At 58.1% G+C, this 13,878-nt stretch carries 18 protein-coding genes and 3 pseudogenes; 7 read left to right on the top strand and 14 right to left on the bottom strand.

Annotated elements, in window-relative coordinates:
* Positions 1–132: 132 nt before the first annotated feature.
* Both FSO04_RS34155 and FSO04_RS46540 read left to right on the top strand, forming a co-directional pair.
* Positions 133–366: a hypothetical protein gene (locus FSO04_RS34155; RefSeq protein ID WP_154565960.1), complete on the top strand. Its 234-nt coding sequence runs from the start codon at positions 133–135 to the stop codon at positions 364–366.
* Positions 367–453: 87 nt separating this feature from the next.
* Complete coding sequence (locus FSO04_RS46540; RefSeq protein ID WP_166618305.1) at positions 454–672, top strand: hypothetical protein; 219 nt, start codon at positions 454–456, stop codon at positions 670–672.
* Between the two features lie 27 nt (positions 673–699).
* On the opposite strand, the pseudogene FSO04_RS47825 reads toward FSO04_RS46540, so the two are convergent.
* The 7 genes and pseudogenes from FSO04_RS47825 to FSO04_RS34120 all read right to left on the bottom strand — a co-directional run.
* Positions 700–818, bottom strand: a pseudogene (locus FSO04_RS47825) (DDE-type integrase/transposase/recombinase); the annotation flags it as partial.
* 155 nt (positions 819–973) lie between these two features.
* Positions 974–1,198 (bottom strand): annotated as a pseudogene (locus FSO04_RS34145) (SGNH/GDSL hydrolase family protein); the annotation flags it as partial.
* A gap of 297 nt (positions 1,199–1,495) precedes the next feature.
* The gene (locus FSO04_RS47820; protein WP_154565959.1) at positions 1,496–2,125 is read right to left on the bottom strand and encodes a BON domain-containing protein; all 630 of its coding nucleotides are present in this window, start codon (positions 2,123–2,125) and stop codon (positions 1,496–1,498) included.
* Positions 2,126–2,215: 90 nt separating this feature from the next.
* Entirely contained in the window at positions 2,216–3,124 is a 909-nt protein-coding gene (locus tag FSO04_RS34135) for a hypothetical protein (RefSeq protein ID WP_154565958.1), read from the bottom strand.
* Between the two features lie 326 nt (positions 3,125–3,450).
* Positions 3,451–3,666 (bottom strand): glycine zipper 2TM domain-containing protein, encoded by a 216-nt coding sequence (locus tag FSO04_RS34130; RefSeq protein WP_154565957.1) that lies wholly within the window; start codon positions 3,664–3,666, stop codon positions 3,451–3,453.
* A gap of 309 nt (positions 3,667–3,975) precedes the next feature.
* Positions 3,976–4,404 (bottom strand): carboxypeptidase-like regulatory domain-containing protein, encoded by a 429-nt coding sequence (locus FSO04_RS34125; protein ID WP_154565956.1) that lies wholly within the window; start codon positions 4,402–4,404, stop codon positions 3,976–3,978.
* A 113-nt stretch (positions 4,405–4,517) separates the two neighbouring features.
* The gene (locus FSO04_RS34120) at positions 4,518–4,667 is read right to left on the bottom strand and encodes a hypothetical protein (protein ID WP_154565955.1); all 150 of its coding nucleotides are present in this window, start codon (positions 4,665–4,667) and stop codon (positions 4,518–4,520) included.
* 364 nt (positions 4,668–5,031) lie between these two features.
* Between FSO04_RS34120 and FSO04_RS34115 the strand changes: the two genes are divergently transcribed.
* Positions 5,032–5,226 carry a hypothetical protein gene (locus tag FSO04_RS34115; protein ID WP_154565954.1) on the top strand — a complete coding sequence of 65 codons (195 nt, stop codon included), beginning with the start codon at positions 5,032–5,034 and terminating at the stop codon, positions 5,224–5,226.
* Positions 5,227–5,494: 268 nt separating this feature from the next.
* Here FSO04_RS34115 and FSO04_RS34110 read toward each other — a convergent pair whose 3' ends face one another.
* The 4 genes from FSO04_RS34110 to FSO04_RS34095 form a co-directional block, all read right to left on the bottom strand.
* The gene (locus tag FSO04_RS34110) at positions 5,495–5,671 is read right to left on the bottom strand and encodes a CsbD family protein (RefSeq protein ID WP_154565953.1); all 177 of its coding nucleotides are present in this window, start codon (positions 5,669–5,671) and stop codon (positions 5,495–5,497) included.
* A gap of 125 nt (positions 5,672–5,796) precedes the next feature.
* Entirely contained in the window at positions 5,797–5,952 is a 156-nt protein-coding gene (locus FSO04_RS34105) for a DUF3309 family protein (RefSeq protein ID WP_154565952.1), read from the bottom strand.
* A gap of 368 nt (positions 5,953–6,320) precedes the next feature.
* Positions 6,321–7,040, bottom strand: coding sequence for a Crp/Fnr family transcriptional regulator (locus FSO04_RS34100; RefSeq protein ID WP_154565984.1), 720 nt, complete (start codon positions 7,038–7,040; stop codon positions 6,321–6,323).
* Positions 7,041–7,338: 298 nt separating this feature from the next.
* Positions 7,339–7,944, bottom strand: a complete 606-nt coding sequence (locus FSO04_RS34095) for a sensor histidine kinase (RefSeq protein ID WP_154565951.1) — start codon at positions 7,942–7,944, stop codon at positions 7,339–7,341.
* A 434-nt stretch (positions 7,945–8,378) separates the two neighbouring features.
* On the opposite strand from FSO04_RS34095, the gene FSO04_RS34090 reads away from it, so the two are divergent.
* The 4 genes from FSO04_RS34090 (at position 8,379) to FSO04_RS47130 (ending at position 12,224) form a co-directional block, all read left to right on the top strand.
* On the top strand, positions 8,379–8,825 hold the full coding sequence (locus FSO04_RS34090) for a hypothetical protein (protein ID WP_154565983.1): 447 nt from the start codon (positions 8,379–8,381) through the stop codon (positions 8,823–8,825).
* A gap of 1,740 nt (positions 8,826–10,565) precedes the next feature.
* Positions 10,566–11,186: a c-type cytochrome gene (locus FSO04_RS34085; RefSeq protein ID WP_154565950.1), complete on the top strand. Its 621-nt coding sequence runs from the start codon at positions 10,566–10,568 to the stop codon at positions 11,184–11,186.
* A 216-nt stretch (positions 11,187–11,402) separates the two neighbouring features.
* Positions 11,403–11,984: a hemerythrin domain-containing protein gene (locus tag FSO04_RS34080; RefSeq protein WP_154565949.1), complete on the top strand. Its 582-nt coding sequence runs from the start codon at positions 11,403–11,405 to the stop codon at positions 11,982–11,984.
* A gap of 93 nt (positions 11,985–12,077) precedes the next feature.
* Complete coding sequence (locus FSO04_RS47130; RefSeq protein ID WP_199203077.1) at positions 12,078–12,224, top strand: hypothetical protein; 147 nt, start codon at positions 12,078–12,080, stop codon at positions 12,222–12,224.
* Positions 12,225–12,359: 135 nt separating this feature from the next.
* Here FSO04_RS47130 and FSO04_RS34075 read toward each other — a convergent pair whose 3' ends face one another.
* The 3 genes and pseudogenes from FSO04_RS34075 to FSO04_RS34065 all read right to left on the bottom strand — a co-directional run.
* Positions 12,360–13,214: a DUF1571 domain-containing protein gene (locus FSO04_RS34075; RefSeq protein WP_233465067.1), complete on the bottom strand. Its 855-nt coding sequence runs from the start codon at positions 13,212–13,214 to the stop codon at positions 12,360–12,362.
* Positions 13,215–13,514: 300 nt separating this feature from the next.
* Positions 13,515–13,694, bottom strand: a complete 180-nt coding sequence (locus FSO04_RS34070) for a hypothetical protein (RefSeq protein ID WP_154565947.1) — start codon at positions 13,692–13,694, stop codon at positions 13,515–13,517.
* A 70-nt stretch (positions 13,695–13,764) separates the two neighbouring features.
* Positions 13,765–13,878 (bottom strand): annotated as a pseudogene (locus FSO04_RS34065) (IS5/IS1182 family transposase); the annotation flags it as partial.

Genomic DNA, 13,878 nt, shown 5'->3' with positions numbered 1-13,878 from the left:
CGCCCAATCCGCACACCCCGGGATCGATGACCGTTCTCAGCGCAGTTAGACGATCTTGCGCGATGCCGCGATCGCTTCGTTGAGACAACGGAAAACGAATGCATGGAAAGGCACTGCAGGCAGGAGTAGATCATGAGACAAAATATTCAGAAACTGTATCAAGCCCGAATCCATACATTCACACCGGAGTGTCTGGAACTGCAAGATGGCAAATTTGATTTCCATCTTCGCCATGCGGTGGAAGGCTGCCTTCCTTCGGCCGACCAGCACTATGCCGTCGGCATTTTCGCAACCAGCGAGGAAGGCCATGCGGCGGCGCTTGCATACGGCGACAGATACATTTCGGAACACAAGTTCGGAATGTAGCGGCCCCGCCGTTCATTGATGAAAAGCTACTGTATCCGGCAGCGATCGGACCAGGTGTGGCCGTCGTTCAACCAGGAGCACTGCGTTATGGCAGACAAAATCATCTCAAGTGACACGCACGACGCCCATATGACCGTCAAGGATCACATTGCCGACGGCTGGGTGGCGACGCTCTGGATCGTTGCCAGGGGCGCCCCGAAAGGTAACGAACCCGCTACTACGCTCGACACTTTTTTCGATTGTGAAGACACGGCCTGGCATTCGGTCGAAACGCTTGCGCTCGCGAAGCTCAGCAACCTGAAATAAGGCCGGTCGCACATGCGCGCCGTGGAGCCGCTTGGCTGCGGCCTTGTCGCGACGCTTTTGCAGCAGGATATCGAGTTCAGCGCCTCGCTGATCAACTGCTCGCCACGCAGATAGGGCTCGCCGCGCGGCGCAACAAGCACTTCGTCGGTTTCTACAACGCCGTATGCATACATTCGACTTTGGGCTATCTGTCCTGAAAATCAGCTAAAAATCACCCGCTGCTCGACGCGATAGCAAGACGAGGTCGGACCGAACGTCTGAGAACCCGACGAGTCTGTTGGCGAGTCATCATTTGCCGGGCTTAGTGACCAAGACCGCTCCTGGCGATCTGCTGCTCTATGAACTGGGCGAACAGTGCATGCAGACGCGTCGTCGGATGAAGGTCGTCGGCGAAGATGTACGTCTGATCGGCATTGGGCGTCACGTAGGTCGCCGGTGAGCAAAGCAATGCTGTGTCATCCGGCGTTTTCGTGGGGTCGCAGGCCTGGCTGGTGTTTGACACGGCGAAGCCATTAGCCTGAAAGTGCCGCATGCTGTCGACAGCGAAATCACCGTGGCAAGAATTGCAGCACGTACCTTGTAATTTCTTTCTTGCATAGCTCATCGCCCGCTGGTCGACCGGGCAGATGCCCTCACGTGGCGGGCTTATCGCCAGCCTGCATATCGCTGTTGCGATAAGCAGCTTAGTTAAGCAAAGAGGATGCCCTATCGAGAAGCCATTCCGGACGGGCAGAACGCGCCAGCCTATTGCGACGCCGAGTCTTTAGTGCCACCCAGCCTCCCTTAGGGGTGCAGTCGCCCGCGGCAACCCATTCTCAACCGGCTATCCGCCTGCGACGATGAGGGCGGACGTGTCAACGCTCTTCACGCCTTTCACTTTCTCAGCGATGTCCTTCACATGATCGACGGCGTCCTGGTTCGACAGAGCTCCCTTCAGAACCACCACGCCATGAATCGTCTCCACGCTCACATCGAAACCCCTGCTGACGCTGTCCGCAAGGATCCCTGACTTTACCTTGGTTGTAATCCAGCTATCCGATGCGGCCCGCTCTGTCTTTGTGACGGCCTCGTGCGTCCGGGCCGATGCCTTGCTGCTCGCGGGTGTTTTCAGGTTGTTGTCGACGCTCTTGACGCCATCGACTGACTTTGTCGCAGCCTCAGCCACGGTCTTTGCGTTTGAGTTGCTTGCCGAGCCGTCAAGCGTGACCACGCCGTTAGTGGTGGTCACGCTGATATCAGATTTTTTGAGGCTGTCACTACCCATAAGTTTAGCCTTCACCCTGGTCGTGATGACGGTATCGGTGAGCGTCGCGCTTACGCTGTCGCTGTGGGGCTGCGGGATGGTGTCATCCCCCGATGCTGCGCCAGCCGTGCCGATGCTAACCCCAGTAACCAGACCGACGGCAATCAACACGTTGAGAACCGCGGTTCTGCAAAAATAGGTACTGCTCATGATGCTTCTCCGATTTGCTTTCTGTACGACTTGATTCACGAAAAGTGACTTGCCAATGTCCAAAGGAGCCGTTATTGCGAAGATGTCCAACTACTGGCGGTTCTGAATGTGGCCCCCGTCCTGGTTCTCGCCACGCTTGTCCGGCTCTCCAGCCTTGTTTTCTCGCCCGCTCTCTTGAGGCACCGCTTGAGCGCGTTGCATCTGCGACGAAGGCTGCATTGATTGCGCCTGATGCATCGGCTGTGAGGGTGGCGTCTGCTGCACGACGTGCTCTGGTTGTCGTTGTTGCTGTTGCTGTTGTTGCCGCTGCTGTAGCTGTTGTTGATTCGGCTGCGAATGCAGTTCCTGAGTCGACGATCGTTGCATAGGCGCTTGCTGCTGAGGCCCGGCGCGCGAGCTGCCCGGGTTGTCCTGCTGTTGATAATCCCGCCGCGTTACGGCATCACGTGGCTGATAGCCGTAGTTCGCGGATCGAATCGCATATTGTTGTTCTCCCGTACGTGGATACCGGTCCCCTGAGTACTGTCGCTGGTAGTCTGGCGGCGGGGCTGCACGTGGGGCGGCGCGCCGGTCCCATTGGTCCCATCCGCTTCGACGAGCCTCCCAGTTGCGGCCCCAGTGCTCACTCCAGTGTGGCGGAGCGTTGGCACTCCAACCACGAAAATACGCAGGAGGCTCGCGGTAGTAACCCACGGGAATGCGCAGCACAAACGGTGGCACATCCATTGGCCCCACCGACTGCCACGGACCGTTGTACCAGTTGCTCGAATACCAGTTGTCCTGCTGGTACACCCAGTACAGGCCGTCGTAGAAGAAGTAATTCGAATTCGCTCGAGGCGCGTAGTACACGGGATAGCCCGGCACCGGAACGAGTTCGGGATACGACTGCATGTTGATACCAATGTTGACGCCAGGCACTTCGACGTCGACGCTGATCTGGCCGCGGACTGAGATTGCCGGGCACAACAATATCGACAACGCAATAATCAGGTAACGCATTTTTGCCCCCGATAAGGTGTACTTTTTCAGCGCAAGTGCCGGCTACTGTGTATTGATCCCTGCCAACCATTGCGCGCAGTTTCGGCGGACGGATGCCGATAGATACAATGAGTCCCCGAATTTGCAGCCGTAAAATCTCTTGAACGCCGAGCCCAGGACCCACACACGCCGCTATCGACGCGCAGCACATGTCGAAAATCTCCTCGCCACTGCGAAACCAGCACTCGACGTCACCCTGAACGGTCACCATCTTTCATTCCCACCGTGGTGTCACCCCACCCGGGGAGATATCCACGGATGATCTGACTCCGTCCGGGCGCGCCGGGCTATTTACCGATCTGGTTGCCGACCACGCCGCCTACGACCGCGCCGCCAACTGTGCCTACCGCGCTACCGCCTGTAAGCACCGCTCCCCCGACGGCGCCTATCCCGGCACCAGCAGCCGTGTCGACACCTCGCTGGGACATGCCGGAGCAACCCAAGCCTTCAATCGCGACAAAGAGCGTTAGCGTACCTATTGAAAATAAGCGAGTGCTGTTCATTTTGATACCACCTATATACGTAAATGACGCGATCCGATGCGTCTGCCACCAAGGGCCACCGATACAGGTTTCACTCGTCCGCCAGTAGACACTTTCTTGTTACCCGAATTGCCGGTTCCCGTCGGTCCGGCAGCGTACATGTGCGGCCGACCCCCATCCTTGAGATGTACGGTGGTAGAGGAAGCCGCTAAAAATAAATCGCAGGCGCGTCCGAATACGGTTTAGTCGAATCCCAACGCAATCAAAATCTACGGGAAAAATCGCTTTAATCTCGACAGACGGCCGGCGACATCTCTTTAAGCGCGGCAACTACATTGCCCAGACAAACGTCTGGCGCGCGTGAGCGGCATTTGAAATATTCATCGTACGATGTTCCGCTTGCCCCTTATAGCTAACGCTGACCGTGTAATGTCCACTGGGGAGAGAAACCAGCATGAACGGGCCATCCGAACTCGTCTCCAGAACAGTGTTCCCTTTGCCATCCGTGATCGTGACGGGGACATCCGAAAGATATTGATTCTGGTTGCTCGTCTTGCCGACGAACGTCAGCACCATGGGGTAGCTGTGCATGACGTCTTTGATCGCTCGTGCCTGGTCGCTCCCGATCCCCCCCGATAGATATGTCACGTCCCCTGCATGCTGTATCGCCGGAAGGTCCGTCTCCGCCGCAAAAGCGATATTCACGCCAAAAGCCACACCTAGAATCACTACCCATTGCAAGACGTTGCGCTTTTTCATGTCAGACTCCAATGAACACATCCATCCCGCGGCGCATCGGCCTGCTCATGCCTCGGGTAGTGTGATCATCGCGACATCAGATTGAATGCGCGCATTGCGCTGTGCTTCAACTTTTAACGAGTATGGTGTTCACCATTGCCGGCATTGCCTTGATGCATCGCATCCGCAGAACCCAAATCAGCTGTCTTTGAATTTTTCGCCGTAATGGCAGCAGCGGCCATTGCAAACGATCGAAGATTGCCGTTCTGTGTGCGGCGTGTCATGGGAAGTCCACGACACTCACGTACACGGTACGCGCAACACGAACCGTAGTCGGTACGGTGCCGTACTGGTTCCGGAGCAGCATGGTCGACCTGCACCGATGCAGCCCAATTGGCAAATACACAGGTATCTATATCAATAAGTAACGGCGGGTTTTGGCAAACTGGCTGACATGCCGTGATATGGATTGATTCCGCCGTTCAGGCAGCTGTGCAAACCAGTAACATTTCCGTCGAAACAGCTTCCGCAGTATGTCTTTGTGAGGTTTGCACAAGTGATTCTCAAAAGAGGGAGTCGAGTAGACGCTACCGTACAGACGAAAGAATGTCGTCCGGATCAAGATGATCTCAATAACAGGAGGCCACCATGTACATCCAACTTTCACCCGAGGCCATCCAGACTCTCAAATCGCTTGACCGAATTCCAGATCCACAGGCGCAGAGACTGTGCCCCGTGGCGGTGGAGCTATTGACGCTAGGGCTTGCATACGAGTCGCACAGCTATGGCGCCATCAATATGACCGCTGCGGGCCGGCTCTGGCTGAACCAGCATGCGGTGTAGCTCGCAATTGCACGCCGAACCCATTGCGCTGCCTGCAGTGGATATGCTCAAACCTGTTCCGGGTTCAGCCAATGGCGTAGTTGCCCTTGGGATGCTTGTGACTGCCATCCCACAGGGACTTACTTCGGTCGTAGTTGTCCACGATGCTGTGCGCGTCGAGTTCAGCCGGTACAGCCTTGTCGATTTCGTGCAAATCAACAGCAAAGGCGTCACGCGAGCACTTTGCCCCACTACGTGACGCCTCAAAACCTGTCGGCGCGAAAACAGCCTACGGCTGCTTCTTCAGTTGCTCCTTTGCATCGCCGTACGCGGCCCGTGTCTTGCCAACGACCTGTTCGACCTTACCCTTCACCTGGGTCGTTTCGCTCCCCGTGGCTTTGCCGACAGCTTCCTTGACCTTTCCCCTTGCTTCCTCGACGCGACCTTTCACCTGATCCTTGTTCATGACATTGCTCCTTGAAAATGACGGATGACCGAACTTCTCGACGCGTGCAGGTCACTCGTTTTCTGATGGCACGGTACGACAACGGCTGCCCGTGAACGGATCATCCAGACAGGAATTTTGCGCTCTTATATTCTGCCCAGAAGCAGCAATATGAGAACGACGACCAGCAGCACACCCAGCATCCCGCTTGGCATATAGCCCCACGAACGGCTGTGCGGCCAGGTCGGCATCGCTCCCATCAACAGGAACGCCAGCACGACTATCAATAGTATGCTCAACATGAAAGGACTCCTTTCCGACTCCGTGTTACGACGATCCCGTCGCCGCTCTCTCGTCACGTGCCTGAATCTTCAGGCCCTTCGCGAGGTATCTTCGCAAAATTAAAAGTGATACTGACCGGCTTCCGCACAACCCGGAAAAGACCCGCCCTGTAGCGTGAGGCTGGCATTGATTTGCCGCGCAGTCGGTACGGTGGTGGACATCGGGATTTCTTTTTTTTTTCGCCCGGGGTTCGCGACTGCCGTGTGCCGGGGTACAGGGTTCAATTGCGTGCCCCCTTGATAAAGAGCACCAGCGGCATTCCACGGGAGTGCTGCAGGGGACACGCCCGTAGCTCGGCGCTGCCCGCCCGCGCAGGAATAGTGCGCGTTTAAATCGCCTTCAGATCAGGCAACAGCCGGTCGAACTCCCGTTTCACCACGCCATAGCACTCGCACACACGCTTTTCGAGTCCCGGTCGATCCAGGACCTCGATGTGGCCATGACCGTAGCGGATCAGCCCCGCGTCCTGGAGTTTCAGCGCCGCTTCCGTCACGCCGGATCTGCGCACGCCAAGCATGTTGGCGATCAGTTCCTGAGTCATCTTCAGCTCGTTTGACGGCAGGCGGTCCATGCTGAGCAGCAGCCAGCGGCACAACTGCTGGTCGATCGAATGATGCCGGTTGCAAACGGCGGTCTGGGCCATCTGGGTGATCAATGCCTGGGTATAGCGCAGCAATAACCGCTGAACCGGGCCGGCGCGATGAAATTCGTCTTTCAGGATGCGCGCATCGAGTCGATACGCCCGTCCTGCGCTTTGCACGACTGCCCGGTTTGGCGTTGTTTCACCGCCCATGAAGAGCGCAATGCCGATGATCCCTTCGTTGCCCACGATTGCGATCTCGGCGGACGCGCCGTCCTCCATCACATAGAGCAGCGATACGATGGACGTTGTCGGAAAATAGACGTGATCAAGGCGATCGCCAGACTCGTACACGACCTGCCCCAGGGGCATTTCGACCGGTACGAGATGCGGCGCCACGCGCGCCCGCTCTGCTTCCGGTAGAACCGAAAGCAGGTGATTCTCTCTGGAATGTTGCTCGTTTTCCATGCCCCGCTCCCCGACATTCTCCAGAAAGTGCACCGTTTTCGCAGAATTGTTCTTAACAGTATCAGGCATCAGCGGCAGTTGCATGAATGCGCCAGACGAATCGGCGAGGATGTCGAACCTGACTAAACCGCGTTTAAATTATAGTTCGCGTGCGCCTGGTGGTACGTTGCGGCGCGCTGCGACGCGCCACCGGCCATGCCTTAACGGGTCTGCGCGGACAGGTCTGTCAACTGCGAGAAATGTGTCGTCCGCTGGCTGGCTCAGCAGCAGACTGAATGTGTGGCTGAATAGCCCGCCGTCACGCCGGCTCACCAGCCATGCGCCGTTCCAGCACGATCGGCAGCCGGAGCGTGAATTCGCTGCCCGTATCGGGGCCGGCACTGGTCGCCGACACCGTTCCGCCATGCGATTCGGCGACCGCTTTCACCACGGCAAAACCGACCCCCAAACCGCCGGCACTCGCCGCAATCGTTCTGCTGGATTGAGCGAAGAGCTCGAAGATATGTGGCAGGAGCGCCGCCGATATGCCCAGACCATTATCCTTGACGGACACCACAAGGTCCTTCCCGTCTGCGAGCACGTTCACGGTGATGCAACCTTTCTCCGGCGTGTATTTCACTGCGTTATGCAGGAGGTTGTTGACGGCCTGTGCAAGACGCACAGGATCGCCTTCAATGCGTAGTGCCCTGTCGGCAATCTGCACGGTGAGCGCCTGGCCGCGTTGGGCTGCCGCCAGTGCGGCTGCGGTGAGAGGGGCGGCCGGCGGAGAATGACTGGAAAAAGCGATCGACGCCCCTTGCAGCGGGCGTTCCATCATTTTATCTGTCACGTCCGCGTGGTGCGTGTCGGGCGTGCCAACAGACCACCGGAAAGATACTGGATGAGCTGACATGTTGATCCCCATATCGCGCCCTTCGGGTCGCGATGCGCCAATACCCGGTGGTTCGCCAATGCCTGCATCGCGAGAGCGACCCGAAGATCACTGGTACGCGCAGGTTGAAATAGCACGGTCTCACGGAGGATATGGTATGTCTGCACGGTGACGTTCAGATCAGTAAAAACAACCGCATCGAGCCCATCAAGGGGGATGGGCGGGCCCGCGTCGGCGTCCCGACTGCCTGCAGCGATGGATCACCGAACCTGCCGCCGTTTCTGACACCTATTTTCCGGCGACCCGCTCGCCGGCCTGCTTCCAGGAACAGGCCACATGATTGATTCGGGGCCGCACCTCGGTGGTTGCGGTAGGGGTTTGACTGCAGGTCATCGGCCTGCCACCGTACAGACATCTTCCGACGGACGTGAGACGCTGGCGCAGGATAGAACCGGATGCCCCCCATCATGACCAAGGTCGCTCTCAACACGCTAACCGTGCTCACTGCAATAGGCGCGGGGCTCATTCCAGTGACGTGCTGCGCCTACCCTCTCGATGCGCAACTCGACTGCAAATCGAACGCGCATGCGTTCATCGCCCCGCTATTGAACGCTCAATATATCGATCCGAAACCGATGCGTGTCGAAGTGAACTCGGTCAACGCATTTCGACCGACGCACGACAGCAACCTGACGGCTTTCGGGTTCCGTGTCTACGCCGTTCTCGGGTATGAGCGCGACGACACAATATTCAAACAGGGAAGTGGCCAGCCCATTACGCCGTCAGCATATGGCGCTGTAGTCCTTGGCCCCGCCGAGGCAGTAGAAGCCCGCGCACGCGAGGCTGGCAGCGACGCTGTCGTTCGCCAAGTCGTCCCCCTCCTGCTCACGGCCATCTTCTGCAGCGAGCACTGACGCACTATCCGCGCGTAGGAACACCCGCCGACGCTGCGTTCTGCCACGAGCGGCCGTAATGGCCGAAGCTCAGACGCTCGCGCCGATGCACTGATCGGCAACATTGGGCTCGCCGCAAATGTTCGTTTCACGGGGGCTAATTGTCCGCAGCGGCCAGCATGCAACTGTCATTAACGTCGACATTGACCCGCACTAACAAGTCTATTGGCTCGATCCTCTCCCATCCGGCGTCTAACCAATGTATCCGTCAATACCCAATATATTAAATATGTAGTCCTTTGGTTTTAACAACTGCTGCTGAAGGCAGTCCGACGACGCGATGAGGGCTGGCATCGCCCAACTTGGTCCGCGGATTTCTAACTCAGAACACAGTCCACGCGTCGACCAGCAGGCAACGCCTACGCAGCAACCACGCAGTTGTGGCCTTCATGTTTCGCGCGATAGGGCCGTTTGTCGGCGAATTTGCACAAACCGATGAGGCTATATATTGCGGCTGCTCGCTCCCCACCCGAATCGGAATCCAGGAGCATATGTTCCGTCGCCCGATTGCGCACGCCCTCACGCCTCGTCATCCATTCTTTGGCGTTTCTCTCCTGCTTCGGCCTGACATCACTTCGCGATTGACCCTCCAGACTTGCAACGGCTTTGCGGGCCTCATTGGTCGCTCTCTGGGCGTCAGCGCTGCGCTTGGCGCGGCTCCCAGCCTGTCGACGGCCTGCGTCCACTACCGTACAAACTGATTTAACGGGTTGCGATATGATGCTTTCGAGGGCTCGCTGCAAGCCTTCGCAACGAGCCGCTAAGGTCGCCGCCAGTTTCCGCCGACCGATCGAAAAATCCAGGGAGGCGAGATGCTCAGGTTGGCGCTGTGGGCTATATTGGCCGTGCCGGTTTTTCTGGTTGGCCAGCTTGTCGTATTAGCCCTGCTTCTCATCGTCGTAACTCTGAACTGCCTCGATAGACTCACTGCACCGCACGCTAAGCGGATGTCGGGCGCCGCCGCGAAGGAGTGACGCCGCGAGAGACTGGTGCGCCAACTTGTGCCACGGGCAATATGCCGCGGTCGTCTATTGCGGGGGGGATTGAGGTGGCGCTTAAGTCTGGCCGATGAACGCGCCCACAATCGTACAGGCAGATTTGGTGCCCTCCCAGTATGATTGTTTTCAGGCCGACAGCGGCTCTCGAGACGTGCGTTCAGGCCGCATCAACCCCTTGATGAGCGACCTTTTTTGTACAGCAAGGCAGTACGAAAATGAACCCTTTCGGTCGCGCTCGCTGGCTAGGACCGGCTCTGCCTCTCGGCGATGCGCGTCACTAAAGCGACGACCAATCAGTGACGAGCCTTCGTCCCCAGGTTGGCACCGGCTGGAAAAAGTGGATGCCAGCGCCAAAAAGGCCTGCGCGCTGTCGTGAATGATCGGCACCGCGCCATGAATGCCAGAGACAGGCGTTCCATTTCCGCAATCAATACACCTGGCACGATCGATGCTGCTGCTCTGCAAGCGGCGGAATCGACGTTCGAAACCTCGCAACTGTTTGCGGCAGTCGATTCGCTTGACGTATTGCGCGCCCCTCGTTGCCCTCCAGTTTGATGGGGAACATTACCCGCGCCGTTTCGTATGTGTGAAACCGCACGCCTGCCTTCAACTTTCTCTGCGCGCCGAGCCTGGATAGCTCATATGCTGACCAGATGGCCCGGCCACTGATATTTTCAATCCGCTCAGCCTGACGAGAACGTCCATGAAAAAGATACTTGCTCCCCGGATGTCCGCGGTCGCGCTACTTGCCGCCACTGGCATCGCCTTGATACCAGCCCTCACACAAGCCGAGGATGGCGCCCGCATTGCCGGGCAGATTTGCTCCGGCTGCCACGGCGTACACGGGCGCAGCGAATCGCCGATGTTTCCGAAGCTCAACGCCCAGACACCTGAATACATCGAAGCCCAGCTCAAGGGATTCCACGAACACGCGCGTGGCGAAACCGCTGCCCGCGATTACATGTGGGGCATGGCCGCACTGCTGGACGAGGCAGCCGTCAAATCGCTGGCGGATTACTACTCGCATCAGGCCGCAACCCGGGGCGCGGCGGGCGACCCCACCCTGATGGCCAAGGGCCAGGAAATCTTCGAACACGGCGTGCCGGACAAGGGCGTGCCGGCCTGCGCTTCATGCCACGGCGCGCAGGCCCAGGGGGTCGGTACGTTTCCGCGCCTCGCAGGGCAGCATCAGGAGTATCTGCTGCGTCAGATCCAGGTCTTCCAGAACGGTACCCGCGCCAACGCGCCCGTGATGACCGCCGTCGCGCATACGTTGAGCGCCGACCAGGCCAAGGCGGTTGCGACCTTTCTGCAATCCAGATAAGCAGTTGCCAAATTATGCGGTCGACGGGCGCTGACCCTATGCGCCACCCTGCCCGCACAGCCGTTGATCTCCATCAAAGCAGTGGCGCGGCGCGCTTTGATGTCGAGCGGCGGATGACTAGCATTAAGGTACCGGCGCAGCTTCCTTCTCATGCCGCTGGTGTGAAGCGGCAAATCGATTCGCCAATGCTTTTCATATTCTGCTTCGGAGTTTGATATGCAGTCTCTGGGACCGCGCTCTGCCATAACCGTCATCCTTCATGAACACGAGCAGATGTCGGCCGTGGTAGAGGGCATGCGGCGCTTTGTGGGCCTGCTGGCAGCAGGTACGCCGGCTCCGGGCCTCATGGTGCTTCGGGCGATGCTTTACTACATCCGCGAGTACCCTCAGCAGGTGCACCATCCCAAAGAGGATCGTTACCTGTTCACGCCGCTGCGGGATCGGACTGATGAATTTGACCACGTCCTTACGGAACTGGAGTCCCAGCACGCTCGAGGTGACGTGAGGTTGAGGGATATCGAGCACGCGCTGACCCGGTATGAATTGAAGGGCGCTCCCGCACTTCGGGAGTTGCGAGCCTTGGTGGATGCGTATGCCGAGTTCTATGCAGACCACCGGTGCATGGAAGAGACGTTGATCTTGCCGGCCGCCAGACGTCTGCTGACAAACGAAGACTGGGCGGAAGTCGACGCCGCTTTTGGAGCAAATCGCGATCCGTTCGACGGGGTAAAACTTGAAGACGATCTCGGCAAATTATTCTCGATGATCGTCAGAACGATCCCGGAGGCGGAAAGTTAGCAGTTCGGTTGCGCGTCGCGATGGGCGGCCGGTCACGTGATACAAATGCGGATCAGCGGGATCCGTTGGCGCGTAATTGAACAAAGAGTTCTTTTGAGCACCAAACGCCGACGCGGGAGGGGATATGCGTGGATGAGCCGGGATCACGATTTCGAACATCGGGTCGCGAATTTCCTCGCAGGCCTCGGCTGTTCGCTAGTCGTCATCGGTTTCGACCTGGCTTTGCAGTACTCGCTGTAGCGCGAGTTCTGCGGGGTCGGCCAGGTCCGCTTTCAGCAACGCCGACTGTCTCGTTATGGTCGACCAGAGGCTGTCGTGCCTGCCCGAATTGAATAGCCGCGCGGGTGTCTGGCTCCCGCATCACACATCAGCTGATCAGAACTTGTACTCCGGATTCTTTGGATCGAATACCGAGTCGTCGAAATGTTTCGGCGTCACCTCCGTGAACGAAAACTTCTCCAAGAGTTCCTTGTCGTTGTCCCACGCTTCGCTCGTGCGAAAAAAAGGTTGCCGCAAGTCGAGGCCGAGCCGCTCCTTCTTTGCATAGAAGTCGGGCCGCCCGGTAGGTGTTTCCCACGTGAACGCCACTACGCGCGCACCATGATCGTTTAGCACCTCGATCTTGGAGGACTTCTCGACGCCTGCCGCGCGATACTTCTTCAGCTCAGCCAGAAACAGATCCGTGAAATAGTCTATGCCCAGTTCACGCACGGTATGGTTCGACTGCGCCTTGACGCGAGCGCCATCGATTGGTACCCACAACGACACGAGGTTGAGGATCCCACCCGGATGCGCGTAAAGCTGGTCTGGATCCTTCTTCTCGTCATAAATCATTTCCTGCCCGGCATTCCTGCCGTCAGCCAGCCACTTGACATAGACTTGCCGTGGCTCCTGACGATAGCGGACCAGCATGTGAGCCGGCTTCGTCTGCCACTTGCCTTTCACGCGTTGTTGGCTGAACGTCTGGAACTCGCACTCCCGGTAGCGCGTGATGCCCGTCTGCACGTAGCGAGGCACAGTGTCGGGCGCGAGCGCTTGAAAGAGTTCGATCAGTTGCGCGTCGTCCAATCTCTCGAGCTCACCGCTTTGCGCGGCGCGGCTTAGCCAGGCGACCTGGCGCTCGACAGGCAGACTCGCCACCTGCGCGATCGCGACGGGTGACTGATCTGCCGGCGCTGGATGGCTCGCCGGTGTCGGCGCGTCCTCAGCATGCCCCGGCGCGACAATCATTGCAGCCGATATGAGCGCTAGAAATGCGAGCCTCGCGAACCCTGCGGCGCGGGACTTTATTGACGTCTTGGCGACACCCAGCATGTGGCACCCCGGTTTCGTCGATTTTTCGTTAAGACAGTGAGGCAAGCACGATCTGCAGCCTTCTGACATGAGCCTTGAACGCGTCGCGCGTTTCGCGATCGGCTGTCGATCAAGTGCGACGTCTCGGCGATTTCGACGTGCTCATGGAAGTCATCGGCGACCTTGCTCCTTATGTCCGGTGGCAACGATCGAACGATAGCGACCAGTAAAGCCTCCTCAGCGTGAATCATCCCAGTATGGAACGGTTATCGAAGCGAAGGTCCGGTGGATCACAGGTGCGATGTTCGGGTCGGCCAACCACATGATCTTTTGCGCATCCGCCAGCGCCCTGCGCACAAGCGTCACTCGGCTAGTAACGAAGTCAACGCGAACTCCATCAATGGCGTTGATGGACATCGCTGGTCCCGTCGTGAGTCTCGAGGAATCCTGGCACGATCAATTCATGGGTTGACTCGCTTAGAGCGTGTTAGGCACTTTGAAGTACTGGCACCGCGTGAACGAGCATAAGTATTGCGAAGACCACGAAATGAAGCCCGGCAAGCGTTTCGGGTAGTCGCTCGTAATCACGTGCGAGGCGACG

It is taken from the genome of Paraburkholderia madseniana, from assembly GCF_009690905.1.
GTDB classification, from domain to species: Bacteria; Pseudomonadota; Gammaproteobacteria; order Burkholderiales; family Burkholderiaceae; genus Paraburkholderia; species Paraburkholderia madseniana.
Note: the sequence above shows the minus strand (reverse complement) of the source record. Positions and strands in the feature narration are given on the sequence as shown.